The sequence below is a fragment of the Streptomyces sp. NPDC033216 genome (assembly GCF_055577115.1).
The window spans coordinates 1-25,659 of the sequence record NZ_JBVIQK010000020.1 but is presented as its reverse complement, the minus strand read 5'-3'; the positions used below and the strand labels follow the sequence as shown (position 1 = coordinate 25,659).

The window sequence follows — 25,659 nt, the reverse complement described above, 5'->3', positions numbered from 1 at the left end:
CCGCACACATGTGCCACCCTGTTGCGCGCAACGACACGCAAGGGGAGGGGAGTACGGGTGGCCGCGCCAATACAGCTGACCCGGACGCATCGCATTCTGATCGGTGTGGTCGTGGCCGGCGCCGTGATCATCGCCGGAATCGGTTTCGCCGGTTCCTACGCGGCCGTCCGTGAGCTGGCTCTCCAGAAGGGCTTCGGGGACTTCGCGTACGTGTTCCCGATCGGCATCGACGCGGGCATCTGTGTTCTGCTGGCCCTCGACCTGCTGCTGACGTGGATCCGCATCCCCTTCCCGCTGCTCCGGCAGACGGCGTGGCTGCTGACGGCGTCGACGATCGCCTTCAACGGCGCCGCCGCCTGGCCGGATCCGCTGGGCGTCGGCATGCACGCGGTGATCCCGGTCCTGTTCGTGGTGTCCGTCGAGGCGGCCCGGCACGCGATCGGCCGGATCGCCGACATCACGGCCGACAAGCACATGGAGGGTGTCCGGCTCACCCGCTGGCTGCTCTCCCCGGTGCCGACGTTCCTCCTCTGGCGCCGGATGAAACTGTGGGAGCTGCGCTCCTACGAGCAGGTCATCAAGCTGGAGCAGGAACGTCTCGTCTACCAGGCCCGCCTGCGTTCCCGCTTCGGCCGAGCCTGGCGCCGCAAGGCCCCGGTGGAATCCCTGATGCCCCTGCGGCTGGCCCGCTACGGCGTCCCCCTGGCCGAGACCGCCCCCGCGGGCCTGGCGGCGGCGGGCATAGAACCGGCCCTGCTGCCGCCGACGAGGCAGGAACTACAGACCCGGCAGCAGCCGTCGGCCGTGGCGATCGACGCGGCGCCCGAGCCGCCCACGGCCGCCGCTGCCGCCGCGGCCACCGGTGATGGTGCCGCCGGAGCGGCGACCGTCCCGCAGGAAGCGGCACCCCACAGCGGGCAGCGCGCCCTGCGGTCCCCCGGCACGGCGGCGGAGCACCCGGCGGGCGAACCCGAGCCGGAACAGAGCCCCTGGTTCCAGCCCCCGCCCCACGAGATCGCCTACCAGGGCGGCTACGACCCGACCTACGACCCGCAGGAACAGTACGAGCACTGGTACGAGGAGCAGCTCCAGGCGGAGCAGTACCAGCAGCAGTACCAGCAGGAGCCGCCCGCCCAGGACCCCTCCCCGGAGGAGACGGGCAGCTTCCCCATCCCCGTGGCCCCCGGCCGCACCCGTGAACTGGGCGAGGGCGGCGGCTCCCCGGAGCCGGACGAGGAGGCGTACTACCAGGTCTTCCGTCAGTCGATAGACGGCAGCTACCCGACGCCCCGCGTGCTGGGTGACAACATCCAGGCCACGTACGGCACCACGCTGAGCCCGAGCGCTCTGAAGGCCCTCGCCGAGCGCTTCCAGATGCGTCACGGCACGGAACTGGAAGAGGACCACATCGCGTGACCGTCGCCTGACGGTCAGGACACGAGAAGGGGGCGCCCGGCGATCACCGGCGCCCCCTCACTCGTCCGGGACGGGCTACTGCCCGAGCAGGGCCCGCACCCTCTCCTGTCCCACCGCCAGCAGCAGCGTGGGCAGTCGCGGTCCGGTGTCGCGGCCGACGAGCAGGTGGTACAGCAGCGCGAAGAAGGTCCGCTGGGCGGTCTTGATCTCCGGCGGCAGCTCCTTGGGCGTGGCGTCCGGGGAGAATCCGGCCTGCACCTTGGGGACGCCGTACACGAGGTGGGTGAGCCCGTCGAGCGACCAGTGGTCGGCGAGGCCGTCGAGCAGGAGCCGTAGTGACTGCTGGGAGGCTTCGTCGAGCGACTTCAGCAGTTCGGCGTCGGGCTCGTCGCGCACGATGGTCCGCTGGTCGGCGGGGACGTGCGTGTTGATCCAGGCCTCGGCCCTGTCGTAGCGGGGCCGTGCCTCGTCGAGGGAGCCGAGCGGGTTGTCCGGGTCCAGCTCGCTGAGGATGCGCAGCGCCTGGTCCTGGTGTCCGGCGGTGATGTCGGCGACGGAGGCGAGGGTGCGGTACGGCAGTGGCCGGGGGGTGCGGGGCAGTTCGCCGCCGGCGGTGCGGACCGCGCGGGAATGGGCGGCGACGTCGGCGGGCAGGGCGGACCCGTCGGCCACCTTGGCGTCGAGCTTGTCCCACTCGTCGTAGAGCCGCTGGATCTCCTGGTCGAAGGCGATCTTGAAGGACTGGTTGGGGCGACGGCGGGCGTACAGCCAGCGCAGAAGCTGCGGTTCCATGATCCTCAGGGCGTCGGCGGGGGTCGGCACGCCGCCCTTGGAGGAGGACATCTTGGCCATGCCGCTGATTCCGACGAACGCGTACATGGGGCCGATCGGCTGCTTGCCGCCGAAGATGCCGACGATCTGACCGCCGACCTGGAAGGACGAACCGGGCGAGGAGTGGTCGACACCGCTGGGCTCGAAGACGACGCCCTCGTACGCCCACCGCATGGGCCAGTCGACCTTCCAGACCAGCTTGCCGCGGTTGAACTCGTTGAGCCGGACGGTCTCGGAGAAGCCGCAGGCGTCGCAGACGTACGTCAGCTCGGTGCTGTCGTCGTCGTAGGCGGTGACGGTGGTGAGGTCCTTCTCGCAGTTGCCGCAGTACGGCTTGTACGGGAAGTACCCGGCGGCGCCGGAGCTGCCGTCGTCCTCGGCGGCGGCGCCGGAGCCCTCGGCGGCCTCCAGCTCGGCCTCGTCGAGCGGCTTCTGCTGCTGCTTCTTCGCCGGGGCCTTCTTGGTGCGGTACTGGTCGAGGATCGCGTCGATGTCGCCGCGGTGCCGCATGGCGTGCAGAATCTGCTCGCGGTAGACGCCGGAGGTGTACTGCTCGGTCTGGCTGATGCCGTCGAACTCGACGCCCAGCTCCGCCAGCGACTCGATCATGGCCGACTTGAAGTGCTCGGCCCAGTTCGGGTGGGCGGAGCCCTTCGGGGCGGGCACGGAGGTCAGCGGCTTGCCGATGTGCTCGGCCCAGGACTCGTCGACGCCGGGGACGCCGGCCGGCACCTTGCGGTAGCGGTCGTAGTCGTCCCAGGAGATCAGGTGGCGGACCTGGTACCCGCGCCGGCGGATCTCGTCGGCGACGAGGTGCGGCGTCATCACCTCGCGGAGGTTCCCGAGGTGGATGGGGCCGGAAGGGGAGAGGCCGGACGCGACGACGACCGGTGGGGCGGTCGCGGGTGATGTCGCTTCGCCCCCGGCCCGACGCTCCGACTCCTCGATGACCTCATCCGCGAAACGGGAGACCCAGTCGGTGGTCTCGGTGCTCTGAGCCACGATCGGCACGTCCTCTTGTGTGAAGGCTTGAAGGTGTGAAGTCCGTCCATTGTCCCAGGCCGGGCCGCATCCGCGAAAACCGCTTTTCACCGCGTGGGATACTCGGGTTCCCGCAGTACTTCCGGAACCCGAGCAGAACGGCAGCCACCCCATGGCCTCGGTCACCTCCCTCAGTCACTCCGTCGAACAGCACCTCGCGTCCGCCCTCTCGGCTGCTCTGCCGGAGGCCGTCGGCGCGGACCCGCTGCTGCGACGCAGCGACCGGGCGGACTACCAGGCGAACGGAATCCTGGCGCTGGCGAAAAAGGCGAAGGCCAACCCGCGGGAGCTGGCGACGCAGGTCGTCTCCCAGGTCGTCACCGGAGATCTGATCAAGGACATCGAGGTGTCCGGGCCGGGCTTCCTGAACGTGACGGTCACCGACAAGGCGATCATCGAGAACCTCGGCGCGCGGTACGCGGACACCGACCGTCTCGGTGTGCCCCTGGCGGAGGAGCCGGGCACGACGGTGATCGACTACGCCCAGCCGAACGTGGCGAAGGAGATGCACGTCGGCCATCTGCGGTCGGCGGTCATCGGCGCGGCGGTGGTGCAGATCCTGGAGTTCACCGGCGAGACCGTGGTGCGCCGGCACCACATCGGCGACTGGGGCACCCAGTTCGGCATGCTCATCCAGTACCTGGACGAGCACCCGCACGAGCTGGACCACAAGGACTCCCGAGTGAGCGGCGAGGAGGCGATGTCGAACCTCGACCGCCTCTACAAGGCCGCGCGCAGGCTGTTCGACGCGGACGAGGAGTTCAAGACGAGGGCCCGGCGCCGTGTGGTGGACCTCCAGGCCGGGGACCCGCACACCCTCGCCGTCTGGCAGAGGTTCGTCGACGAGTCGAAGATCTACTTCTTCTCCGTCTTCGAGAAGCTGGACATGGAGATCCGGGACGAGGACATCGTCGGCGAGTCGGGTTACAACGACATGCTGGCCGAGACCTGCCGCCTCCTGGAGGAGTCGGGTGTGGCGGTCCGCTCGGAGGGCGCGCTGTGCGTCTTCTTCGACGACGTCAAGGGCCCGGACGGCAACCCGGTCCCGCTGATCGTGCAGAAGTCGGACGGCGGCTACGGCTACGCGGCGACCGACCTGTCGGCGATCCGGGACCGCGTCTTCCAGCTCAAGGCGGACACGCTCGTCTACGTCGTCGACGCCCGGCAGTCGCTGCACTTCAAGATGGTCTTCGAGACCGCGCGCAGGGCCGGCTGGCTGAACGACGACGCCACCGCGCACCAGTTGGCCTTCGGCACGGTCCTCGGCAAGGACGGCAAGCCGTTCAAGACCCGTGAGGGCGAGACCGTCAAGCTGGTCGACCTCCTCGACGAGGCGGTGGACCGTGCGACGGCCGTCGTCCGGGAGAAGGCGGAGAAGGTCGGCCTGAGCGAGCGCGAGATCGAGGAGAACGGCCGGTACGTCGGCATCGGCGCCGTGAAGTACGCGGACCTGTCGACCTCCGCCGTGCGGGACTACAAGTTCGACCTGGACCAGATGGTGTCGCTGAACGGCGACACGTCGGTCTACCTCCAGTACGCGTACGCCCGTATCCAGTCGATCCTGCGCAAGGCGGGCGAGGCGCGTCCGGCCGCGCACCCGGAGCTGGAACTGGCCCCGGCGGAGCGCGCGCTGGGCCTGCACCTCGACCAGTTCGGTGAGACGGTCCAGGAGGTCGCGGCGGCCTACGAGCCCCACAAGCTCGCCGCGTACCTCTACCAGCTGGCCTCGCACCTGACGACGTTCTACGACCAGTGCCACGTGCTGTCGGCCGACAACGCGCCGGAGGTCGTCGAGAACCGCCTCTTCCTGGTGGACCTGACGGGCCGCACCCTCCACAAGGGCATGGCCCTGCTGGGCATCCGGACGCCCGAGCGGCTCTGACGGCGCGCGGCCCTGTCCGTCCGGTCCGGGGTGACTGTCAGACCCTGGTTCTAGAGTCACCGGTATGGCGACTCTTCCCAACCCGCTGCCCAAGCTGGCGTCCGATCCCAGCGGGCGTTCCCTCGGACTCCAGCTCCCGCCGGGCAGGTTGATCGACACGACGGACCAAGGTGTCTGGCACGAGCCGCTGTTGTGGCATGCCGAGCGGACCGCGGCGCCGGGCAACTGGGCGGCCCTGGGCGGGTCGGCGGGGCGGGCCGGTCTGGTCCCGGTCCTCATCGACCTGGGCGGTTCCCAGGGCGGGCCGGAGCAGTGGGACCTCGCGCCCGCCGACATGTCGTATCCGGGGGACCACGACGCGGAGGAGGTGCTCGCGGACTTCTGGGAGGAGTGGGCGGCGGAGGACGAGGAGTGGCCCGGCCCGGCCGACGCCCCCACGCTCAACGCCGACCCGGACGCGCGGGCCGCGCAGATCGCCGACGCCCTCGCGGGTGAGGTCCCCTCGTGGTTCGAGGCACCGCACCTGGCCCTCGTACCGGCCCGCCGCAGCGCGGACGTGGCGGCGGCCATCGGCTGGCGGGGTCCGGTGAACCACGAGAACGACACGGCGCGGCTGTGCGCGGTCCTGCGTTCCTGGGAGGACCGCTTCGGGATACGGGTCGTCGGCATCGGCTTCGACGTCCTGGCCGTGTCCGTGGCGGCACCGCCCACCACCGTCGCGGAGGCGGAGGCGGTGGCCGCCGAACACTTCGCGTTCTGCCCGGACAACATCCTCCAGGGATCCGGCACCCTGGAGGCGTACGCCAGCGGGCTGATCGGCGAGCACGTCTGGTCCTTCTGGTGGGACTGAGGCGGGCGCCGGGAGAGGGCCGGCCTCAGGCGCCGGCCCTGAGCCCTCGTCCCAGCCTTCGCGGCCCCTCCGCGATCTCCTGCGGCGTCTGCGTCACGAAGCACAGCCGGAGGGTGGAGCGGTCGGGGTCCCCGGCGTAGAAGGGGGCGCCGGGCACGTGGGCCACGTCTTCCCGCCCCACCCTCGGGAGCAGGGCGACGGTGTCGTACGTCCGCGGCAGCCGGGCCCAGAGGAGCATGCCGCCCTCGGGGCGTTACCGCACCGAGCCCTCCGGGAGGGCGCCCGGCAGGCCGGCGAGCACGGCGTCCCGGCGCTCGCGGTAGACGGCGGCGACCCGTGCCACATGGGCGTCGAGGTCGGAGACGGCCAGGTACCGTGCGGCGGCGAGCTGGTTGAGGTCGGGGTGTGCAGGTCGGCGGCCTGCTTGGCGACCGCGCAGGCCCGGCGCAGCTCCGCCGGCGCGCGCAGCCAGCCCAGGCGCAGACCGGGGGCCATGACCTTGGAGAAGGAGCCGAGCAGGACGGTCCGGTCGCGGGCGTCGGGGTGGGCGGCGATCCAGAGGACGCGCTCGACGTCGTAGCGGAGTTCGCCGTAGGGGTCGTCCTCGACGGTCCACAGGCCGTGCCGGGCGGCGACGGAGGCGAGGGCGTCGCGGAGTTCGGGGCGGGCCTACGGCGTCGGCGAGGCCCCCGCCCGCCGCCACGCCTGCCCGCCGAGCGGGAACTCGTACGCGGGGCGCCCGTTGTTGCCGCTCGTGCGGAAGGGCCTGCCCCTGTCGTCGACGATCAGCGTGCCGAGCTCGTCCCCGCCGTCGCCGCGCTCGCCGCCCTCTCGCTCACGGCCTGCGAGAACGGAACGGGCACAGAGGACGAGGGCGCGTCGCCCCCCGCGTCGTCGGTCACCGCGCAGCCCCAGGGAACCGGCAAGCCGACCACCGGCTCGGGTGCGGGGACGGACACCGGTACCGGCACCGGACCGGGCTCGGGTTCGGCCGCGAAGCCGGCCGGCGGACCGTCCGCCAAGCCGGGCACCGGCACCGGCACCGGCACGGACGACAAGGACCCGAACGCCCCCGAGAACCGCGTCCTGTGCAACGGCTCGAACACCAAGGTCACCGCCCAGCCGGTCCCGCGCCCTCTGAACCACCTGCTGATCACGGTCACGAACACCGGCAGCAAGGTGTGCGACCTGACCTACTACCCGGTGCTCCGCTTCGACGAGATGCAGTGGGCGCCCGCGGCGGCAGAGGCGACCGAGCCGCAGGCGGTCACGACCCTCTCACCCGGCGAGTCCGGCTACGCGGGCGTCCTGCTGTCGGCGGCCGACGGCAGCGGCGACGGCGGGACGACCGCCAAGAAGCTGACGGTCGCCTTCCAGGGCCGCACCCCGAACAGCGACGGCGGCGCCTCCGCGACGCCGCCGCTCCCGGCCAAGGGCGTCTACTACGACAGCTCGCTGACCGTGACGTACTGGCAGCAGAGCATGGACGACGCGCTCGCCTGGTAGGTCAGCAGGTCACCGCAGGGTCCGGGCCACCTCGGTGGCCCAGTAGGTGAGGATGTTCTGCGCCCCGGCCCGCTTGATGCCGGTGAGCGTCTCCAGGATGGCCCGTTCGCGGTCGATCCAGCCCTTCTCGGCGGCGGCCTCGATCATCGAGTACTCGCCGGAGATCTGGTAGGCGGCGACGGGCACGTCCGCCGCGTCGGCGACCCGCGCGATGATGTCGAGATAGGGCCCGGCCGGCTTGACCATCACCATGTCGGCGCCCTCCTCCAGGTCGAGGGCCAGCTCGCGCAGGGACTCCCGCGCATTGGCGGGGTCCTGCTGGTAGGTCTTGCGGTCCCCCCTCAGCGAGGACCCGACGGCCTCCCGGAAGGGCCCGTAGAAGGCGGAGGAGTACTTGACGGTGTAGGCGAGGACGGCGACGTCCTCCCGCCCGATCTGGTCGAGGGCGTCGCGGACGACCCCGATCTGCCCGTCCATCATGCCGCTGGGCCCCACGACATGGGCACCCGCGTCCGCCTGCACCTGCGCCATCTCGGCATACCGCTCGAGGGTGGCGTCGTTGTCGACGCGTCCTTCCGCGTCGAGCACCCCGCAGTGCCCGTGGTCGGTGAACTCGTCGAGGCAGAGGTCGGACATCACCAGCAGGTCGTCCCCGACCTCGGCCCGTACGTCCCGCAGCGCGACCTGGAGAATCCCGTCCGGCTCCGTCCCCACGGTCCCGAGGGCGTCCTTCTTGGACTCCTCCGGCACCCCGAAGAGCATGATCCCGGAGACCCCGGCCTCCACGGCTTCCGCGGCGGCCTTCTTCAGACTGTCGCGGGTGTGCTGCACGACGCCGGGCATCGCCCGGACCGGGACCGGCTCGCTCACGCCCTCCCGCACGAACGCGGGAAGGATGAAGTCGGCCGGATGCAGCCGGGTCTCGGCGACCATCCGCCGCATGACAGGACTGGTCCGCAGCCGACGAGGGCGCGTACCGGGAAACGATCCATACTTCGCCATACCGTCTACGCTACGCCCGCCCCGGCACCCCCTTTGCCGACGCCCCGTCGGCCCCGGCCGCTCTCCCCGGTGACGCGTACCGGGCCGGGCTCCGGCGCGAACTGCCCGACCTCGTACGCGGCATGCGCCAGTCGACGGTCAGGTCCGGCAGTCCGGCGGAGTCATCGGTGCGGGAAGCCCCACGGCCCGCAACTCACCCCCGCCCCCGCCACCCGGCGGTCTTCGTGCCGTACGCCTCGGGGAACTGACGGAGCGAACCGCGCGGCCCCGCACCCGAGTCAACGGGTACGGGGCCACATGTGCGCGATCAGTCCGACACCGGGCTCAGGTGGCCCGTCGCCGCCGAGCCCCCGGCCGCCGCTCGCTCGGTCGGCTGACCGGGTCCCCGGCCTCCCGCGCGGCAGCGCGTCGCCGCAGCCCGAACTCCGCCAGCGCCTCGGCCAGCTTGTGCACGGACGGCTCCGGAGCCATCACGTCCACCCGCAGCCCGTGCTCCTCGGCCGTCTTGGCCGTGGCGGGCCCGATGCACGCGATGATCGTCACGTTGTGCGGCTTGCCCGCGATCCCGACCAGGTTCCGCACGGTGGACGACGACGTGAACAGCACGGCGTCGAACCCGCCGCCCTTGATCGCCTCCCGCGTCTCGGCCGGCGGCGGCGAGGCCCGCACGGTCCGGTAGGCGGTGACGTCGTCGACCTCCCAGCCCAGCTCGATGAGCCCGGCGACGAGCGTCTCGGTGGCGATGTCGGCCCGCGGCAGGAACACCCGGTCGATCGGGTCGAAGACCGGATCGTAGGGCGGCCAGTCCTCCAGCAGCCCGGCGGCGGACTGCTCGCCGCTCGGCACCAGGTCGGGCTTCACACCGAACGCGATCAGCGCCTTGGCGGTCTGCTCGCCCACCGCCGCGACCTTGATCCCGGCGAAGGCGCGGGCGTCGAGCCCGTACTCCTCGAACTTCTCCCGCACGGCCTTGACCGCGTTCACCGAGGTGAAGGCGATCCACTCGTACCGCCCGGTCACGAGCCCCTTGACGGCCCGCTCCATCTGCTGGGGCGTCCGCGGCGGCTCGACGGCGATGGTCGGGACCTCGTGCGGCACGGCGCCGTAGGAGCGCAGTTGATCGGAGAGCGACGCCGCCTGCTCCTTCGTGCGCGGCACGAGCACCTTCCAGCCGAACAGCGGCTTGGACTCGAACCACGCGAGCTGGTCGCGCTGGGCGGGGGCGGAACGCTCACCGACCACGGCTATGACCGGCCGGCCGCCCTCGGGCGAGGGCAGCACCTTGGCCTGCTTCAGCGTCTGCGCGATGGTGCCGAGCGTGGCGCTCCAGGTCCGCTGCCGGGTCGTCGTACCGGCGACGGTGACGGTCATCGGGGTGTCGGGCTTGCGCCCGGCCGCGACGAGTTCTCCGGCGGCGGCGGCCACGGCATCCAGCGTCGTGGACACGACGACGGTTCCGTCGGACACGCCGACCTCCGTCCAGCACCGGTCGGAGGCGGTCCGCGCGTCGACGAACCGGACGTCCGCGCCCTGCGCGTCGCGCAGCGGCACACCGGCGTACGCCGGTACGCCGACGGCGGCCGCGATACCGGGCACGACCTCGAAGGGAACGCCGGCCGCCGCGCAGGCGAGCATTTCCGCGGCCGCGTACGTATCAAGTCCCGGATCCCCGGACACCGCACGGACGACCCGCCTGCCGCCCCGCGCGGCCTCCATGACAAGATGTGCGGCATCCCGCACAGCGGGGGTCCCCGCGGTCGTTGACGCGCCGTCAACGATCGCCGGGTGCGGTATGCCCGTGCCCGGAAGAGGGTCCGAGGACGGGCCGGCTTCCGCGTGCACGACGTGGACACCGGGCCGGGCGTGCGTCCGGACGACGTCGAGCACCTCGTGCTCGGCGACGAGGACGTCCGCGTGTCCCAGCGCCTCCACGGCGCGCAGAGTCAGCAGTCCCGGATCCCCGGGTCCGGCACCCAGGAAGGTGACGTGCCCGTGTTCCGGACCGGCGGGAAGAGTGGTGGGGCTCACTGTGCTCGCTCCCCCATCAGACCGGCCGCGCCCTGGGCGAGCATCTCGGCGGCGAGTTCGCGGCCGAGCGCCATTGCCCGGTCGTACGTCTCGGGCACGGGACCGGTGGTGGACAGCTGCACCGTGCGGGAACCGTCGGTCGTGCCGACGACGCCCCGCAGGCGCATTTCCTTGACAATCTGCCTGGCGGCCTGGGGGTCCCCCCGCTCGAGCGGAGCCGAGAGTGGGGGAAGGTCGGCCAGCGCGCCCACAGGGGCGCTGCAACCGGCCTCCAGGGCGGCGAGCAGTGACCGTTCGGCGGTCACGGCGGCCCGGGTGAAGGGGTCGTCGAGTTCACCGAGCGCGGCGATCAGGTCCGCGTCGGCCGCGGCGCACTCGATCGCCAGTGCTCCTTGGCCGGGAGCGGGAAGAACCGTGTCGACCGACAGGAAGTCGGTCACCTCGTCGCTGCGGCCCATGCGGTTCAGCCCGGCCGCGGCCAGGACGACCGCGTCCAGTTCACCGTCGCGCACGTACCCGATCCGGGTGTCGACGTTCCCCCGGATCGGCACGGTCTCGATGTCCAGCCCGTGGCTGCGCGCGTACGCGTTCAGCTGCGCCATGCGACGCGGCGCACCCGTACCGATGCGCGCCCCGCGCGGCAGGTCGGTGAACTTCAGCGCGTCGCGGGCGACGATCACGTCACGCGGGTCCTCGCGTTCCGGTACGGCGGCCAGGACCAGGTCCTCGGGCTGCCCGGTCGGGAGGTCCTTCAGCGAGTGAACCGCGAAATCGACCTCCCCCCGCAGCAGCGCGTCCCGCAGCGCCGTGACGAACACGCCCGTGCCGCCGATCTGCGACAGGTGCTCGCGGGAGGTGTCGCCGTACGTGGTGATCTCGACGAGTTCGACGGGCCGCCCGGTCACCTGGCTCACGGCGGCCGCCACCTGCCCCGACTGGGCCAGGGCGAGCTTGCTGCGCCTGGTTCCCAGCCTCAGTGCCTTCGTACTCATGCCGCTCATGCCGGCCCTCGGTTCTCTGCGTTCTTCTCGGTGCTGTCCTCGGCGCGGGAGACGGAGGCCACCGTCTCCTGGTCGAGGTCGAACAGGGTCCGCAGCGCGTCCGCGTACCCGGCGCCGCCGGGTTCGGCCGCGAGCTGCTTGACCCGTACGGTCGGCGCGTGCAGCAGCTTGTCGACGACGCGCCGCACGGTCTGGGTGATCTCCGCGCGGTGCTTGTCGTCCAGGCCGGGCAGCCGCCCGTCGAGCCGGGCCATCTCGCCGGCGACGACGTCCGCGGCCATGGCGCGCAGGGCGACCACGGTCGGGGTGATGTGCGCCGCGCGCTGCGCGGCGCCGAACGCGGCGACCTCGTCGGAGACGATCCGCCGCACCTGGTCGACGTCGGCGGCCATCGGCGCGTCGGCGGAGGCGTCCGCGAGCGACTCGATGTCCACCAGCCGCACCCCGGCGAGCCGGTGCGATGCCGCGTCGACGTCCCGCGGCATCGCCAGGTCCAGCAGGAACAGCACCGGCTCGGGCCGTACGGGCACGGGGGCGGGCTCGGGCCTGCGGCGCTCGGGGATGCGGCCGACGGTGGCGGCGGTCGCGGCGAGCGCGGTGATCAGCTCGGCGTCGGCCTCGGGGCGGCGCGCGGCCTCCCGGCGGTCGACGGCGGGGCCGGCGGCCCAGGCCGCGTGCTGCTCCAGCGTGGCCGCGTCCATGCCGGCCACGGCGGCCTCCCCCATCACGGAGAAGCCCGGCCGCACGGCGGAGAGGTCCAGCGGACAGGCCTCGTCCGTGCCGACGGAGGTCGGCGGCAGCGGTCGTACGTCCGCCGGCTCGGGCCGGTCCTCGGTGAGGACGACGGGTGTTCCGGTACGGCCCTCGACGGCGGCCGCGACCGCTTCCGCCGTCAGGACGATCCCGGTCGCGCCGGTGCAGGAGATGGCGACGTCGGCACGTGTCAGTTCCGCCGGTACCGACTCCATCGGCACGGCGCGGGAGACGACGTCCGGGTCACCGTTCTCGGCGAGGATCTGCGCGAGGCGCTCGGCGCGGTCGAGAGTGCGGTTGGCGACGACGATCTCGGCGACCCCGGCGCGCGCGAGTGTCGCCGCGGCCAGGGAGGACATCGAGCCGGCGCCGATGACGAGGGCGCGCTTGCCCCGCGCCCACGCCGTGACGTCCCCGCCCGCGGCCAGCTGCTCCAGGCCGAAGGTGACCAGGGACTGTCCGGCGCGGTCTATGCCGGTCTCGGAGTGGGCCCGCTTGCCGACCCGCAGCGCCTGCTGGAACAGGTCGTTCAGCAGCCGTCCGGCGGTGTGCAGCTCCTGGGCGCGGGCCAGGGAGTCCTTGATCTGCCCGAGGATCTGCCCCTCGCCGACGACCATCGAGTCCAGTCCGCAGGCCACCGAGAACAGGTGGTGGACGGCGCGGTCCTCGTAGTGCACGTAGAGATAGGGGGTGAGTTCCTCCAGGCCGACGCCGCTGTGCTGGGCGAGCAGCGTGGACAGCTCGGCGACACCGGCGTGGAACTTGTCCACGTCGGCGTACAGCTCGATGCGGTTGCAGGTGGCGAGGACCCCGGCCTCGGTGGCCGGCTCGGCGGCGACGGTGTCCTGCAACAGCTTGAACTGGGCGTCCGCGGAGAGCGAGGCCCGCTCCAGGACGCTCACGGGAGCGCTGCGGTGGCTCAGCCCGACGACGAGGAGACTCATGCCGGCATCACGGCGGGGACGTCCCCGTCAGGTCCCTGGTCGGTGGGGCCCGCGCGGCGCACGGCGGGGGCGGGGACGGCGCTGTCGTGCGCCGCGGCCTCCTCACCGGCCTTGCGCTGCTCGTGGAAGGCGAGGATCTGTAGCTCGATGGAGAGATCGACCTTGCGTACGTCGACGCCGTCCGGGACGGACAGCACGGTCGGCGCGAAGTTCAGGATGGAGGTGACTCCGGCGGCGACGAGGCGCTCGCAGACCTGCTGGGCGACGCCCGGCGGGGTGGTGATGACCCCGATGGAGACGCCGTTGTCGGAGATGATCCTCTCCAGCTCGTCGCTGTGCTGGACGGGGATCCCGGCGACCTGCCGACCGGTCATCTCCGGGTCGGCGTCGATGAGCGCCGCGACCCGGAAGCCGCGGGAGGCGAAGCCGCCGTAGTTGGCCAGCGCCGCGCCGAGGTTACCGATACCGACGATCACAACCGGCCAGTCCTGGGTCAGGCCCAGTTCCCGGGAGATCTGGTAGACGAGATACTCGACGTCGTAGCCGACACCTCGGGTTCCGTAAGAACCCAGGTAGGAGAAGTCCTTGCGCAGCTTGGCGGAGTTGACGCCCGCCGCGGCCGCGAGTTCCTCGGAGGAGACCGTGGGAACCGAGCGCTCCGACAGCGCGGTCAGCGCGCGAAGGTACAGCGGAAGCCGGGCGACGGTGGCCTCGGGAATTCCTCGGCTACGGGTCGCCGGTCGGTGAGTTCGGCCAGTTGCCACGGTGCTCCTGCGGGTAGAGCGGGGCTGTAGGCGGTCACACGTCCCCAGACCGCCCCGTCGGAAGCAGGCTATGTCTTTGTGAACGCGTGCACAAAGATGGTGTCCGATTTGCCCGGCCAACGTGACCGGGGTCACGCGCCGCCGGCACCTTCGTGGGGAACCGGCGCACGCGCGCCCGCGTTCCTTGATTCTTGGGGGCAAAACCGCACACTCTCCTCACGAATCCCGCCCCCGAGATCTGGTCACCATCGATCCTAAGCGACTTTTGGCCACACTTGGACTGCTCGGTCAGTTGCCTGTGAGTTCCGCGCGCAGCCGTTCCTCGTTCACACGCCAGAAGGTGTGCTGCTCCCCGTCCACCAGCACGACCGGGATCTGCTCCCAGTACTGCTCGTGAAGCCGCGGGTCCTCGGTGATGTCCCGCTTCTCCCACGGCACGCCGAGATCACCGCACACCTTCTCGATCACCTCCTGCGCGTCGTCGCACAGATGACATCCGGGCTTGCCGATCAACGTCACGAGCCGGTCCTGGGGGGCGGGGCCCTGGCGGCGGAAGAGGGGACTCATGTCAGCCATTCTCCCGCTCTCCCGCCACGGGCGTCCCGGTCGTCTTCCTTAACGACACGTCCGCGGAGAGTTCACACCCTCCAAACCTCCTGACGGACGGAACCACCGAACAGACTGGCTATGCTCACGCCATGGCCGCTCTCGGATGGCTCACCCCCCGTAGGCGCTCCGCCACGGCGCGGAGCGTGTTGGCAGGCGAGGCCTCGGCGGAGGCCGCCCGCAAGGACGTCTCCGTACAGGAACCGCCGTTCCCCGTGCAGGGCGACGACCTGGCCGCCGCGTTCTTCGACCTCGACAACACGGTGATGCAGGGCGCCGCCCTCTTCCACTTCGGCCGGGGCCTGCACAAGCGGAAGTTCTTCGAGACCCGCGATCTCGCCCGGTTCGCCTGGCAGCAGGCGTGGTTCCGGCTGGCCGGCATCGAGGATCCGGAGCACATGCAGGAGGCCCGCGACTCGGCGCTGTCGATCGTCAAGGGCCACCGCGTCGCCGAACTCCAGTCGATCGGCGAGGAGATCTATGACGAGTACATGGCCGAGCGGATCTGGCCCGGCACCCGCGCCCTCGCCCAGGCACACCTCGACGCGGGCCAGCGGGTGTGGCTGGTCACCGCCGCCCCCGTGGAGATCGCCCAGGTGATCGCCCGCCGCCTCGGCCTCACCGGCGCCCTCGGCACGGTGGCCGAGTCGGTCGACGGCGTCTACACGGGCAAGCTGGTCGGCGAACCGCTGCACGGCCCCGCGAAGGCCGAGGCGGTCCGCGCCCTGGCCGCGGCGGAGGGCCTGGACCTCTCCCGCTGCGCCGCCTACAGCGACTCCCACAACGACATCCCGATGCTCTCCCTCGTCGGCCATCCCTACGCGATCAACCCCGACGCCAAGCTCCGCAGGCACGCCCGCGAGCTCGACTGGCGACTGCGCGACTACCGCACGGGCCGCAAGGCGGCCAAGGTCGGCATCCCGGCCGCGGCGGGCGTGGGCGCGGTGGCGGGCGGTACGGCGGCGGCGATCGCGCTGCACCGCCGCCGCCGATAACGGACGGACCCCCGCGACCGGCGGACGCCGGACCGTGCAACCCCGGTCACCGCACTCACCCGCACGGGGAACCGCAGCGAAACGCGGCCAATCCCACCGCCGTACCCGCACACCTGCCTGGCCAGTCCCGTTGTCTGCGCACCGCCACAACACGCCCGCGTCCGGCCGGAAATACGAACCGTTTCGCTCACCAATCGATCACGGTGTGCAACTTGATTGGGTGTCAATAGGCTACGGAAGCGACGCAACCGGTGAATTGAGCAACTGGGTGTAGCAGGGCCTGTACGAAGCGTTATTCTCCTCAGACGCAATCCGGTACCCCTTCCGTCGCTACGACGGGTGAACGGTTCCGCACTGCACGTGATGGAAGCTCTGCCTCTGGGAGTCCCGTGTACCCACACGTCGGGGTTGACACCTCGGGCCTGGCCACGCTGCGCGCAACGGTCGCTACGGTCCAGGACCTGTTGCGCGGCTTCGTCCCCACCGCGTACGCCGTCCCCGCCTTCGCCACCGCCGCACCCGTCGGCCCGTGCTACGCGCTGGCCGACGGTACCGCCGCGGTCGGCAGACGAGGACGCGCCACCGGCGCGGCCACCGCCCGTCGGCCGGCCGCCGACAGCGACAGCGCCCGAATGATGGACCTCGTCGAGCGGGCCCAGGCCGGCGAGGCCGACGCGTTCGGGCGGCTCTACGACCAGTACAGCGACACCGTGTATCGGTACATCTACTACCGAGTGGGCAGCAAGGCGACCGCCGAGGACCTGACCAGTGAGACCTTTCTGCGAGCCCTGCGGCGGATCGGAACCTTCACCTGGCAGGGCCGCGACTTCGGCGCCTGGCTCGTCACGATCGCCCGCAACCTCGTCGCCGACCACTTCAAGTCCAGCCGCTTCCGGCTGGAGGTCACCACCGGCGAGATGCTCGACGCCAACGAGGTCGCGCGCTCCCCGGAGGACTCCGTCCTCGAGTCCCTCTCCAACGCCGCCCTGCTGGACGCCGTACGACGGCTCAACCCGCAGCAGCAGGAGTGCGTGACCCTCCGCTTCCTCCAGGGTCTCTCCGTCGCCGAGACCGCGCGGGTCATGGGCAAGAACGAAGGTGCCATCAAGACCCTCCAGTACCGGGCCGTCCGCACTCTCGCCCGTCTCCTCCCGGACGACGCCCGCTGAACCCGTCGTGCCCCCGCCCCACCGCCGCCTACTGTCGGCGACCTCAACTCACTTTCAGTGAAAGTCCGTTGACTTCTCCACCCGATCACCGGCAGTCCGTAACCCAAGTGCCGCGCCAGTCGTTGTGCGGGATACAGGCTCCCTGCGGTCACGTCCTGGCCGACCTCGGTCACTCGTTCGCGTGGAAGCGGTCGAGGGCGTGCAACCCTCAGGACCCCCGGGGAGTCGACCGTCATGACGAGAGGAGGTGCCGCCAGTGATCGCGAACGTATCGGCGCACCGGCGGGCGAACGCCTTCGCCCAGGCCCTGGAGGAGCAGTCCGACCAGGACACGGCGGCCGAGCAGACCGAAGGATCACCGCCGGCCCCGGCAGCGGCGGGCCAGACCGAGCAGGGCCGTCTCCTGGCCCTCGCGACGAGTCTCGCCGAGCTGCCCAAACCGGAGTTCGACCCCGAGGTCAAGGTCGTCCAGCGGGCGCAGTTGGTCGCCGCGATGGAGGCCATGCTTCAGGCAGGCACCATGGGCGAGGCGGCAAACCCTTCGGTGCCCGAGCAGCGCGCTCGGGCACGGGGCGCCCATCGGGCGACGCCGCTGGGCAAGTTCCGACCGCGGACACGGCTCGCCAAGGGCCTCACCGCGGGCGGTCTGAGCATCGGAGTGGCCGCCGGCGCCTTCGGCGGGGTCGCCGCGGCGAGTTCCGACGCCCTCCCCGGTGACTCGCTCTACGGCCTGAAGCGCGGCATAGAGGATTTCAAGCTGAACTACCTCGCCGAGAGCGACAGCGAGCGCGGCCAGGCCTACCTCGACCAGGCCTCCACCCGGCTCAGCGAGGCCCGCCGGCTCATGGAGCGCACCCGCGGCGGCGCCCACCTCGACCACGAGTCCGTCGCCGAGATCCGCCGCGCCCTGTCCGGCATGCGGTACGACGCCTCCGAGGGCCACCGCCTCCTCCACCAGGCGTACGAGCGCGACCCGGACTCCCTCGGCCCCATCCAGGCCCTGTCCACCTTCTCGCGCTCGCACCGCGAGGTCTGGGGCGCCCTGCGGGACCGGCTCCCCGTACAGCTCGGGGACGTCAGCCGGCAGGTGTCGTCGGTGTTCGACGCCATGGACGAAGAGGTCGCCCCGCTGCGCTCCCTGCTCCCCGAGCCCCCGGCCCAGGGCGGCGGCGAGGGCAGCCGGAAGGGCTCGGGTCCGACGTCCCCCGGCACCTCGGGCACCGGCCGCTCGACCACGCCCAGCGCGGGCGGCGGCTCCCCGGCCAGCGGCACCCCCGACGACGGCGACCCCAGCAAATCGGCCGACTCCGGCGAGGACGGCCTGCTCGGCGGCAACACCGGTGGCCTGCTCGACCCACCACAGGACACCGGAACCTCATCGCCGCCCACGGCCCCGACCACCGAGCCGGACGTCACGCTCCCGCCCCTCCTCCCCGGCCTCCTGCCGGGCCTGGGCATCGACAGGGGGGACGCGAGCTAGAGGTCCCCGCCCGGTCCTCCCGTACGGCGGTGGGGGCGCCCTTCCTGTGAAGGGCGCCCCCACGTACGCGTGCGACTCAGAAGAACACGGACCGCCGCTGCACGAGCAACTTGTACAGGGTGTGCTGAATCTGTTCCCTGACCTGGTCCGTCAGGTTGAACATCAGCATCGGGTCCTCGGCCGCCTCCGGCGGATAGCCGTCCGTCGGGATCGGCTCGCCGAACTGGATCGTCCACTTCGTGGGCAGCGGGATCGCGCCGAGCGGGCCCAGCCAGGGGAACGTCGGGGTGAGCGGGAAGTACGGGAAGCCCAGGACGCGGGCGAGCGTCTTGGCGTTGCCGAGCATCGGGTAGATCTCCTCGGCCCCGACGATAGAGCAGGGGATGATCGGGGCGCCCTGGCGCAGCGCCGTCGAGACGAAGCCGCCCCGGCCGAACCGCTGGAGCTTGTAGCGCTCGCTGAAGGGCTTTCCGATGCCCTTGAAGCCCTCCGGCATCACCCCGACCAGCTCACCCTGCGCCAGGAGCCGTTCGGCGTCCTCCGAGCACGCCAGGGTGTGCCCCAGCTTGCGGGCCAGCTCGTTGACGACCGGCAGCACGAACACCAGGTCGGCGGCGAGCAGACGCAGATGACGGCCCGCCGGGTGATGGTCGTGCACGGCGACCTGCATCATCAGTCCGTCCAGCGGCAGCGTCCCGGAGTGGTTGGCGACGATCAGCGCACCGCCGTCGGCCGGGATGTTCTCGACGCCCTTCACCTCCACCCGGAAGTACTTCTCGTACACCGGGCGCAGCAGGGACATCAGGACCTGGTCGGTCAGCTCCTGGTCGTAGCCGAAGTCGTCGACGTCGTAGTCACCGGTCAGCCGACGGCGCAGGAAGGACAGCCCCCCGGCGATGCGCCGCTCCAGGCCACCGCCACCACCGTCGCCGTCCGGCCACTGCCGCTGTTCCTCACCTGTCACCGGGACATCATCCTGCGGGGCGGCCCTGGTGGGCAGGGCCTGGACCTCACCGCCCGCCGCGGCCTCACCGATGTCGCGGACCGGGGCCGACTCGCCGTCCCGGCGGCGGCTCCCCGCGCTCCGGAGCCGCGACGGCCGCTGTGCGGCACTCCCGCGGGACCGGTCGTCGTCGAACGGAATGACCTTGGCGTCCGCCATCGTTGATGCGCTCCTCAGTTGGCGCTCTGCGTCGGGGGGTGGCCGCCGCCCGCGAGGGGCAGCGCGGCGATCCGGTCGACGGCCCCGGCAAGGGCCTCGGGGGGCAGGAGACCCGGCCCCTGGCTGCGTGCGAAGTCCGCGAACGTCTCCGCGGTGGTGTACCTCGGTGTGAATCCCAGCGTCTCGCGCATCTGGTCGGTCGCCACGACCCTGCCGTGCGTGAGCAGCCGGATCTGCTCGGGCGAGAAGTCCGTCATGCCCAGCGTACGCACGAGGGAGCCCGCCCACGTGACGGCCGGCAGCAGCAACGGGACGGTGGGCCTGCCGAGCCGCCGCGAGCACTGCGACAGCAGCAGCACACCGTCACCGGCGATGTTGAAGGTGCCGCTGTTGAGCGTGCCCCGGACCGGCTCGTGCGAGCCGATCCGCAGCACCTCGATCACGTCGTCCTCGTGCACGAACTGGAGCCGCGGGTCGTAGCCGAAGACGGTCGGCAGGACCGGCAGCGAGAAGTAGGAGGCGAGAGGGGTCTCCGCGGTCGGGCCGAGGATGTTGGCGAACCGCAGCACGCACACGGCGACGTCGGGCCGGCGCCGGGCGAAGCCGCGGACGTACCCCTCGACCTCCACGGTGTCCTTGGCGAATCCGCCACTGGGCAGCGACTTGGCCGCGGTGGTCTCGGTGAACACGGCGGGATCGCGGGGCGCGGAGCCGTACACGTTGGTACTGGACTTCACGACGAGCCGTTTCACGTTCGGCGACTTCTGGCAGGCGCCGAGCAGCTGCATCGTCCCGATGACGTTGGTCTCCTTGACCGTGGTCCGGCTTCCGCTGCCGAGCGCGGTGGCCGTCACGTCCAGGTGTACGACGGTGTCGGCACCGGTCTCGGCGAGCACCCGCGCGATGGCGGCCTGCCGGATGTCGGCCTGGATGAAGTCCGCGCCGCCGAGATGGTGTTCGGGCCGCACGGCATCCACCGCGATCACTCGGTCCACCTCCGGGTCACGCTGGATCCGTCGTACGAACCGGCCCCCCAGCTGACGGGCCACCCCGGTCACCAGCACGACCTTGCCCAAGATCAGCGCCTTCCTTCCGCACTAGGTCCGGTCCTACCCTGCCGCATTCCGCGCGCTGTCGCGGTCCTACCCTGCCGCGTTCCCCGCTCCGGGCCAACTTAGCGGGTCGGTGTCGCGCTGTGATGACCACCTGATGCACCAAGTGACGACGACGGGCGGTCGTACGAACCGGATCAACCACGGTGTCCGCCCGCTCATGCGTACGGGTCCGGCCCGTCGTACGGAGGCGGACATGCGTGTGGCCCCCCGACCGGTAACCGGTCGGGGGGCCACACCGCGCTTCAGCGCCTCGCGTCGAGCGAACCTACTTCTTGTTACGACGCTGGACGCGCGTGCGCTTGAGCAGCTTGCGGTGCTTCTTCTTGGCCATCCGCTTGCGCCGCTTCTTGATAACAGAGCCCACGACTACCCTCGCTCACTTCTCATCACTCGGTGCTGGGCGCCATGGGCCCATACGACCTACGAGGGGCTAGCCTACCCGCCCGAGCGCTGAGGTCGTAATCGAGGTGACGGAGGGACCCCGAAGTGCCCTGTGGTGCGGATCCCCCCACCCCTGCCGTCAGGCGGTTTCCACCCCCACATAGCTCTCGCGGAGGTACTCGTGAACCGCTTGCTCCGGGACGCGGAAGGACCTTCCGACCCGGATCGCGGGCAGATGACCGCTGTGCACCAGCCGGTACACGGTCATCTTCGACACTCGCATCACTGAGGCGACTTCCGCCACGGTAAGGAACTGAACCTCGTTCAGAGGCCTCTCGCCAGCTGCAGCCATGACACACCTGAACCTTCCGCACTCGACTCGACGGCCACCGGCTTCCCCTTCCGGTGACTCTTCGTCGCTGCGTGCTCACTCCCCAATGTAGGGGCGGGTGATGCGAGTGGGGAAGAGGTGCAGCCATCGGGGGCCTACCGTGACAGAGACGCCCGATTGAGTACGTAGCGGGTGAGCGGCAGGTAGCGGTCGGCCCGCACGCCGTCATCAAGTGGAACGACGACGGACACGGTCCCCTCGGCCTCCCCGACGAAGAGCGCGGGATCATCGCTGTCCGCCAGCCCGATCGCCTGGAACCCCAGCTGACCTGCCCCGCAGACCCAGCCGTGGTCCCCGATCACCAGCTCCGGCAACGGCCCGCCGGCCGCCGCGGCCGCCGCCAGCGCCACCCGAACCGGGAGGGGCGAGTGCGTGTGTACGCCGGTCGCACCACCGGGGCGCCCAGGCCCGGGTTCCCGCACCAACCCGACACCCCGTACGTAGTCGAGGTCGAGCGTGCGTAGACCGAACCGGGTCGTTATGTCGACACGGCGACCCTGCGCCGAGGTGAGAACAACACATCCCGCCGTCGACAAAGCGTCTGCGATCCCGGCGTAGAACCCGAGCAGCCGATGCGGATGCCCGGTCCCGAGCAACACGGGCCCGCCACGCCGGGCAACCGCGGCGAGCCGCTCCGCGAACGCGTCCAGTGCGAGAAGGGTCAGCTCCGGGTCGATCACATCATGCCCCGAAGTGTGCTCCGGATCGGCCGAAACCCCACACTTCTGCGCCATCAACGCAATCAAGGCCCGTTCCCCCCACACCCCTTCGGGATCGATCCCGATCAACACCCGAGGATCCCGAGCCGCGAACAACCGGTAGCGCCGAAGACTGCCCTCCCTCTCGGTCGCCACCACCCCCGCCAGCCCCGCCCGAACCAAGTACTCCGACATCCCACCCCGACTCAGCACCCTCGAAATCCTGCCGGACCCCTCGCCCGCCCCACCAGGCGAACGGGAGAAGCCACCACGGGTGGCGTAATGCGGGACGCCGACCGTGCCACGGGGTGCGCGTCAGGAACGGCGGGCCGGGGACAGGGCCGGGGACTCCCTCTCCGGACCGTCCAGCCGGAAGGACCCACGGCGTGGCCGACGCCACACCCCGGTCCTCCAGGACCGGCGAGGCATCGGCAGGGAACGGGTCGCACCCCTACGCCAACAACCCCCGCAACGGAAACACCGCCCGCCGAGTGGCCAGCACCGCCTGATCCAGCCGGTCCGCGGGGTCGTACCCCGCCTCCCACTCCCCCCAGGACACCGGCCACCGCCCGTCAGTCATCCGTGCCGGCCCCAATTGCCGCGTACGAGCGAACACCTCCCGCCGCCAGCCCTCCGGAATCACCGTCTCCGGCGCCACGGGCCGCCCCGCCGCGATCCCCACCAGATGCGTCCACGACCGCGGCACCACATCCACCACCGCGTATCCACCCCCGCCCAACGCCACCCACTTGCCCCCGGCGTGTTCGTGCGCCAGTTCATGACAGGCGACCTGCACAGCCCGCTGCGCGTCCAACGACACCGCCAGATGAGCCAACGGATCCTCGAAGTGCGTGTCCGCCCCGTGCTGCGTGACCAGCACGTCCGGCCGGAAGTCAGCGACCAGCTCCGGCACCACCGCGTGGAACGCCCGCAGCCACCCCGCATCCCCCGTCCCCGCCGGCAGAGCCACGTTCACCGCGGCCCCCTCCCCGTCCCCCGCCCCCGTCTCCTCCGGCCACCCGGTCTGCGGAAAAAGGGTCCGGGGATGCTCGTGAAGCGAGATCGTCAGCACCCGCGGGTCCTCCCAGAACGCCGCCTGCACGCCGTCCCCGTGGTGCACGTCCACATCCACGTACGCGACCCGCCGAGCCCCCAGCTCCAACAACCGCGCGATGGCCAACGACGCGTCGTTGTAGACGCAGAACCCCGCCGCGCCCCCGGGCATCGCATGGTGCAACCCGCCCGAGAAGTTCACGGCGTGCAGCGCGTCTCCCCGCCACACCGCCTCCGCCGCCCCCACCGACAGCCCTGCGATCAGCGAGGACACCTCGTGCATCCCGGCGAAGGCCGGATCGTCCACCGTGCCCAGCCCGTACGACGTGTCCGCCGCTCGCGGATCGGCGGAAGCGGCCTTGACGGCCGCGATGTAGTCCTCGCGGTGGACGAGCCGCAGCGTCGACTCCCCCGCCGGCTTGGCGGAGACGACCTCCACCTCCCGGTCGAGCCCGAGGGCTTCGACGAGTCGCCGGGTCAGGGCCAGCCGAACCGGATCCATCGGATGATCCGGGCCGAAGTCATACCCCGTTACTGCCTCGTCCCACATCAGCTGTGCGCGACCGCTCATGCCCGCCACCGTATCGGTCCGGTTGAGGAGCGAACGACCTGGCGTACACGAACGTCACCAGCACCAACACCATGGGCACCGCCATCGCCCCGCGGTAACTCCACGCGTCCCCCAGCGCCCCCACCAACGGCGAACCGATGAGGAAGCCGACGTAGTTGAAGACATTGAGCCGGGCGACGGCCGCGTCCGACGCCTTGGGGAAAAGCCTTCCCGCCGCCGCGAACGTCTGCGGCACCAGCACACACAACCCCACTCCCACCAGCGTGAAACCTCCCATCCCCGCCCAGGCCCCCGGCGCGACGGCCACCACCGCGAACCCCGCGGCGGCCACCGACGCCCCGACCCGTACGACCACCACGGCCCCGAACCGCCGCACCCCGAGGTCCCCGATGGCCCGCCCGAGCAGCGTGGTGACCATGTAGACGTTGTACGGAACGGTCGCCAGCTGCTCGGAACTCCCCAGCACGTCCTGGAGGTACTTGGCACTCCAGTTGGACACGGTCGAATCCCCGATGTACGCGAAGGTCATCACGAGGCACAACGGCAGCAGGGCCTTGAAGACGACACCCCCGCTGTCACCACCCTCGTTCGGATCGGTCTCGGCGCCGACTTCGCGACCGTCCCCGTCGACGTACCACCGGCTCCCCGCCATCACCGCCGGCACCAACACCAGCACCACCGGCAGATACGACACCCACAGCGCGAGATGCCAGTGCGCCCCGACCCAGGCCAAGGAGGCCCCGACGATCCCACCGAGGCTGTACACCGCGTGAAAGCTGAGCATGATGCTCCGCCCGTACGCCCGCTGGAGGCTCACCCCCAGCATGTTCATCGTGGCGTCCAGCGCGCCCACGGCGAGCCCGAACAGCGCGAGGGCGACACCGAGCACCGCCACCCGGTCGCCCGCCCCCACGCCGAGCAGCGCGAGCAGCACGACCGGCTGGGACCAGCGCAGCAACCGGCTGGGCGGTGTCCGTTTCACGAGCCGCTCGGTGGCCACGCTGCCGACGCCCGCGAGGATCGGCACGGCGGCGAGGAAGACGGGCAGCAGCGCGTCGGATACCCCGTACCGGTCCTGGATGGCCGGGATCCGGGTCACGAGCAGCGCGAAGGCGACGCCCTGGGCGAAGAAGCCGAACGCCAACGAGGCCCTACCGCGCCGCAGCACTTCTGTCATGGCGGCGAGCGTAGGGCCCCGGTGTACTCGTGGGTAGATCCAGCCAAAGATGAATCTGCTTCAGCTCTGCCGCCCGGCTCCACACAGCAGGCCGGTCAACTCCCCCATCTCCGCGAAGAGTTCGGTGGCGCCCGCGAGCCTGGCCGCCGGGGTCATCGCGGTGAAGCCGTACACGTCCATTCCCGCCGCCACGGCCGCCCGCACCCCGAGCGGGCTGTCCTCGACGACGACACACCTCTGCGGCGCCACTCCCATCCGTTCGGCCGCGTACAGGAAGAGGTCCGGTGCCGGCTTCCCCTTCCCCACGTCCTGCGCGCTGAAGATCCGCGCGTCCTCGAACCACCGGTCGAGCCCGGTCGCCCGATGTCCCACCCGTATCCGCTCATGACTCCCGGAGGAGGCGACGCAGTACGGCACCCGGTCCGCGGCGAGCTTCTCCAGCACGTCGGTCACCCCCGCCACGGGCCGCAGCTCCCGCTCGAAAGCGGCGAACACCCGTGCGTGGAAGACATCGTCGAAGTCCGCCGGCAGCCGTTCCCCGCTCCGCTCCAGCACCAGGTCGTGAATCCGGTGCATGGCGGATCCCATGTAGTCCCGGATCGAGTCCTCGTAGGAGGTCGGGTGCCCGAGTTCGGTGAGGTAGGCGGCCAGCAGTCGGTTGGAGATCGACTCACTGTCGACGAGCACACCGTCGTTGTCGAAGACGACCAGGTCATAGCGCATGAGCCGATCCTAGAACCTGAAATGCCCCATAACGCGGAAAACCCCCGTGCCGAATGGCACGGGGGTTTCCCTCAAAAATTGTTCGGCGGCGTCCTACTCTCCCACAGGGTCCCCCCTGCA

General features: G+C 71.1%; 22 protein-coding genes and 1 pseudogene. 7 read left to right on the top strand and 16 right to left on the bottom strand.

What is annotated here, in order from left to right; genetic code table 11:
* The first annotated feature begins 57 nt into the window (after nt 1-57).
* On the top strand, nt 58-1,416 hold the full coding sequence (locus tag ACZ5Y0_RS28555; RefSeq protein ID WP_469131563.1) for a DUF2637 domain-containing protein: 1,359 nt from the start codon (nt 58-60) through the stop codon (nt 1,414-1,416).
* A 75-nt stretch (nt 1,417-1,491) separates the two neighbouring features.
* Here ACZ5Y0_RS28555 and lysS read toward each other — a convergent pair whose 3' ends face one another.
* Nucleotides 1,492-3,258, bottom strand: coding sequence for a lysine--tRNA ligase (lysS, locus tag ACZ5Y0_RS28550; protein WP_469131562.1), 1,767 nt, complete (start codon nt 3,256-3,258; stop codon nt 1,492-1,494).
* 142 nt (nt 3,259-3,400) lie between these two features.
* Here lysS and argS point away from each other — a divergent pair, with 142 nt between their 5' ends.
* Both argS and ACZ5Y0_RS28540 read left to right on the top strand, forming a co-directional pair.
* Nucleotides 3,401-5,170 carry an arginine--tRNA ligase gene (argS, locus tag ACZ5Y0_RS28545; RefSeq protein WP_469131561.1) on the top strand — a complete coding sequence of 590 codons (1,770 nt, stop codon included), beginning with the start codon at nt 3,401-3,403 and terminating at the stop codon, nt 5,168-5,170.
* Nucleotides 5,171-5,234: 64 nt separating this feature from the next.
* Nucleotides 5,235-6,020 carry a DUF4253 domain-containing protein gene (locus ACZ5Y0_RS28540; RefSeq protein WP_469131560.1) on the top strand — a complete coding sequence of 262 codons (786 nt, stop codon included), beginning with the start codon at nt 5,235-5,237 and terminating at the stop codon, nt 6,018-6,020.
* 25 nt (nt 6,021-6,045) lie between these two features.
* Here the strand turns inward: ACZ5Y0_RS28540 and ACZ5Y0_RS28535 are convergent.
* Nucleotides 6,046-6,674 (bottom strand): annotated as a pseudogene (locus ACZ5Y0_RS28535) (aminotransferase class I/II-fold pyridoxal phosphate-dependent enzyme); the annotation flags it as partial.
* Nucleotides 6,675-6,725: 51 nt separating this feature from the next.
* Here ACZ5Y0_RS28535 and ACZ5Y0_RS28530 point away from each other — a divergent pair.
* Entirely contained in the window at nt 6,726-7,526 is an 801-nt protein-coding gene (locus ACZ5Y0_RS28530) for a DUF4232 domain-containing protein (protein ID WP_469131650.1), read from the top strand.
* Between the two features lie 9 nt (nt 7,527-7,535).
* On the opposite strand, the gene hemB is transcribed toward ACZ5Y0_RS28530, so the two are convergent.
* The 6 genes from hemB to ACZ5Y0_RS28500 all read right to left on the bottom strand — a co-directional run bounded on the left by hemB (nt 7,536) and on the right by ACZ5Y0_RS28500 (nt 14,585).
* Nucleotides 7,536-8,528, bottom strand: a complete 993-nt coding sequence (gene hemB / locus ACZ5Y0_RS28525) for a porphobilinogen synthase (protein WP_469131559.1) — start codon at nt 8,526-8,528, stop codon at nt 7,536-7,538.
* A gap of 324 nt (nt 8,529-8,852) precedes the next feature.
* Complete coding sequence (locus ACZ5Y0_RS28520; RefSeq protein ID WP_469131558.1) at nt 8,853-10,556, bottom strand: bifunctional uroporphyrinogen-III C-methyltransferase/uroporphyrinogen-III synthase; 1,704 nt, start codon at nt 10,554-10,556, stop codon at nt 8,853-8,855.
* A complete protein-coding gene (hemC, locus tag ACZ5Y0_RS28515) occupies nt 10,553-11,548 on the bottom strand; it encodes a hydroxymethylbilane synthase (RefSeq protein WP_469131557.1) in 996 nt (331 codons plus the stop codon). Before hemC ends, ACZ5Y0_RS28520 begins: the two co-directional genes overlap by 4 nt.
* Before the next feature lie 5 nt (nt 11,549-11,553).
* Nucleotides 11,554-13,254, bottom strand: coding sequence for a glutamyl-tRNA reductase (locus tag ACZ5Y0_RS28510; protein ID WP_469131556.1), 1,701 nt, complete (start codon nt 13,252-13,254; stop codon nt 11,554-11,556).
* Complete coding sequence (locus ACZ5Y0_RS28505; RefSeq protein ID WP_469131555.1) at nt 13,251-14,018, bottom strand: redox-sensing transcriptional repressor Rex; 768 nt, start codon at nt 14,016-14,018, stop codon at nt 13,251-13,253. Before ACZ5Y0_RS28505 ends, ACZ5Y0_RS28510 begins: the two co-directional genes overlap by 4 nt.
* A gap of 288 nt (nt 14,019-14,306) precedes the next feature.
* Nucleotides 14,307-14,585: a glutaredoxin family protein gene (locus tag ACZ5Y0_RS28500; protein WP_469131554.1), complete on the bottom strand. Its 279-nt coding sequence runs from the start codon at nt 14,583-14,585 to the stop codon at nt 14,307-14,309.
* Nucleotides 14,586-14,716: 131 nt separating this feature from the next.
* On the opposite strand from ACZ5Y0_RS28500, the gene ACZ5Y0_RS28495 reads away from it, so the two are divergent.
* The 3 genes from ACZ5Y0_RS28495 to ACZ5Y0_RS28485 all read left to right on the top strand — a co-directional run bounded on the left by ACZ5Y0_RS28495 (nt 14,717) and on the right by ACZ5Y0_RS28485 (nt 18,268).
* Nucleotides 14,717-15,619: an HAD family hydrolase gene (locus ACZ5Y0_RS28495; protein WP_469131553.1), complete on the top strand. Its 903-nt coding sequence runs from the start codon at nt 14,717-14,719 to the stop codon at nt 15,617-15,619.
* A 389-nt stretch (nt 15,620-16,008) separates the two neighbouring features.
* Nucleotides 16,009-16,788, top strand: a complete 780-nt coding sequence (locus ACZ5Y0_RS28490; RefSeq protein ID WP_469131552.1) for an ECF subfamily RNA polymerase sigma factor, BldN family — start codon at nt 16,009-16,011, stop codon at nt 16,786-16,788.
* A gap of 256 nt (nt 16,789-17,044) precedes the next feature.
* Nucleotides 17,045-18,268, top strand: a complete 1,224-nt coding sequence (locus ACZ5Y0_RS28485) for a DUF5667 domain-containing protein (protein ID WP_469131551.1) — start codon at nt 17,045-17,047, stop codon at nt 18,266-18,268.
* Nucleotides 18,269-18,344: 76 nt separating this feature from the next.
* Here the strand turns inward: ACZ5Y0_RS28485 and ACZ5Y0_RS28480 are convergent, their stop codons facing one another.
* From ACZ5Y0_RS28480 to ACZ5Y0_RS28445, 8 genes are all read right to left on the bottom strand, one after another.
* Nucleotides 18,345-19,430 carry a lysophospholipid acyltransferase family protein gene (locus ACZ5Y0_RS28480; protein ID WP_469131550.1) on the bottom strand — a complete coding sequence of 362 codons (1,086 nt, stop codon included), beginning with the start codon at nt 19,428-19,430 and terminating at the stop codon, nt 18,345-18,347.
* Nucleotides 19,431-19,444: 14 nt separating this feature from the next.
* The gene (locus ACZ5Y0_RS28475; protein WP_469131549.1) at nt 19,445-20,506 is read right to left on the bottom strand and encodes an NAD-dependent epimerase/dehydratase family protein; all 1,062 of its coding nucleotides are present in this window, start codon (nt 20,504-20,506) and stop codon (nt 19,445-19,447) included.
* A 304-nt stretch (nt 20,507-20,810) separates the two neighbouring features.
* On the bottom strand, nt 20,811-20,909 hold the full coding sequence (locus ACZ5Y0_RS28470; protein WP_003948845.1) for a 30S ribosomal protein bS22: 99 nt from the start codon (nt 20,907-20,909) through the stop codon (nt 20,811-20,813).
* 156 nt (nt 20,910-21,065) lie between these two features.
* Nucleotides 21,066-21,278, bottom strand: a complete 213-nt coding sequence (locus ACZ5Y0_RS28465) for a helix-turn-helix domain-containing protein (protein WP_004984898.1) — start codon at nt 21,276-21,278, stop codon at nt 21,066-21,068.
* A gap of 134 nt (nt 21,279-21,412) precedes the next feature.
* A complete protein-coding gene (locus tag ACZ5Y0_RS28460; RefSeq protein WP_469131548.1) occupies nt 21,413-22,210 on the bottom strand; it encodes a phosphatase in 798 nt (265 codons plus the stop codon).
* A 256-nt stretch (nt 22,211-22,466) separates the two neighbouring features.
* Nucleotides 22,467-23,639 carry an acetoin utilization protein AcuC gene (locus ACZ5Y0_RS28455; RefSeq protein ID WP_469131547.1) on the bottom strand — a complete coding sequence of 391 codons (1,173 nt, stop codon included), beginning with the start codon at nt 23,637-23,639 and terminating at the stop codon, nt 22,467-22,469.
* On the bottom strand, nt 23,590-24,816 hold the full coding sequence (locus ACZ5Y0_RS28450) for an MFS transporter (protein WP_469131546.1): 1,227 nt from the start codon (nt 24,814-24,816) through the stop codon (nt 23,590-23,592). Before ACZ5Y0_RS28450 ends, ACZ5Y0_RS28455 begins: the two co-directional genes overlap by 50 nt.
* A 60-nt stretch (nt 24,817-24,876) precedes the next feature.
* Nucleotides 24,877-25,539, bottom strand: a complete 663-nt coding sequence (locus ACZ5Y0_RS28445; RefSeq protein WP_469131545.1) for an HAD family hydrolase — start codon at nt 25,537-25,539, stop codon at nt 24,877-24,879.
* Nucleotides 25,540-25,659 lie beyond the last annotated feature (120 nt).

Excerpts from the sequence above, each read along its gene's own strand:
- ACZ5Y0_RS28540 (WP_469131560.1), top strand. The coding sequence starts at position 5,235 with ATGGCGACTCTTCCCAACCCGCTGCCCAAGCTGGCGTCCGATCCCAGC.
- hemC (WP_469131557.1), bottom strand. The coding sequence starts at position 11,548 with ATGAGTACGAAGGCACTGAGGCTGGGAACCAGGCGCAGCAAGCTCGCC.
- ACZ5Y0_RS28495 (WP_469131553.1), top strand. The coding sequence starts at position 14,717 with ATGGCCGCTCTCGGATGGCTCACCCCCCGTAGGCGCTCCGCCACGGCG.
- ACZ5Y0_RS28465 (WP_004984898.1), bottom strand. The coding sequence starts at position 21,278 with ATGGCTGCAGCTGGCGAGAGGCCTCTGAACGAGGTTCAGTTCCTTACC.
- ACZ5Y0_RS28460 (WP_469131548.1), bottom strand. The coding sequence starts at position 22,210 with ATGTCGGAGTACTTGGTTCGGGCGGGGCTGGCGGGGGTGGTGGCGACC.
- ACZ5Y0_RS28480 (WP_469131550.1), bottom strand. The coding sequence starts at position 19,430 with ATGGCGGACGCCAAGGTCATTCCGTTCGACGACGACCGGTCCCGCGGG.
- ACZ5Y0_RS28500 (WP_469131554.1), bottom strand. The coding sequence starts at position 14,585 with ATGAGTCCCCTCTTCCGCCGCCAGGGCCCCGCCCCCCAGGACCGGCTC.
- ACZ5Y0_RS28445 (WP_469131545.1), bottom strand. The coding sequence starts at position 25,539 with ATGCGCTATGACCTGGTCGTCTTCGACAACGACGGTGTGCTCGTCGAC.
- ACZ5Y0_RS28510 (WP_469131556.1), bottom strand. The coding sequence starts at position 13,254 with ATGAGTCTCCTCGTCGTCGGGCTGAGCCACCGCAGCGCTCCCGTGAGC.
- hemB (WP_469131559.1), bottom strand. The coding sequence starts at position 8,528 with ATGGCGAAGTATGGATCGTTTCCCGGTACGCGCCCTCGTCGGCTGCGG.
- ACZ5Y0_RS28450 (WP_469131546.1), bottom strand. The coding sequence starts at position 24,816 with ATGACAGAAGTGCTGCGGCGCGGTAGGGCCTCGTTGGCGTTCGGCTTC.
- argS (WP_469131561.1), top strand. The coding sequence starts at position 3,401 with ATGGCCTCGGTCACCTCCCTCAGTCACTCCGTCGAACAGCACCTCGCG.
- ACZ5Y0_RS28455 (WP_469131547.1), bottom strand. The coding sequence starts at position 23,639 with ATGAGCGGTCGCGCACAGCTGATGTGGGACGAGGCAGTAACGGGGTAT.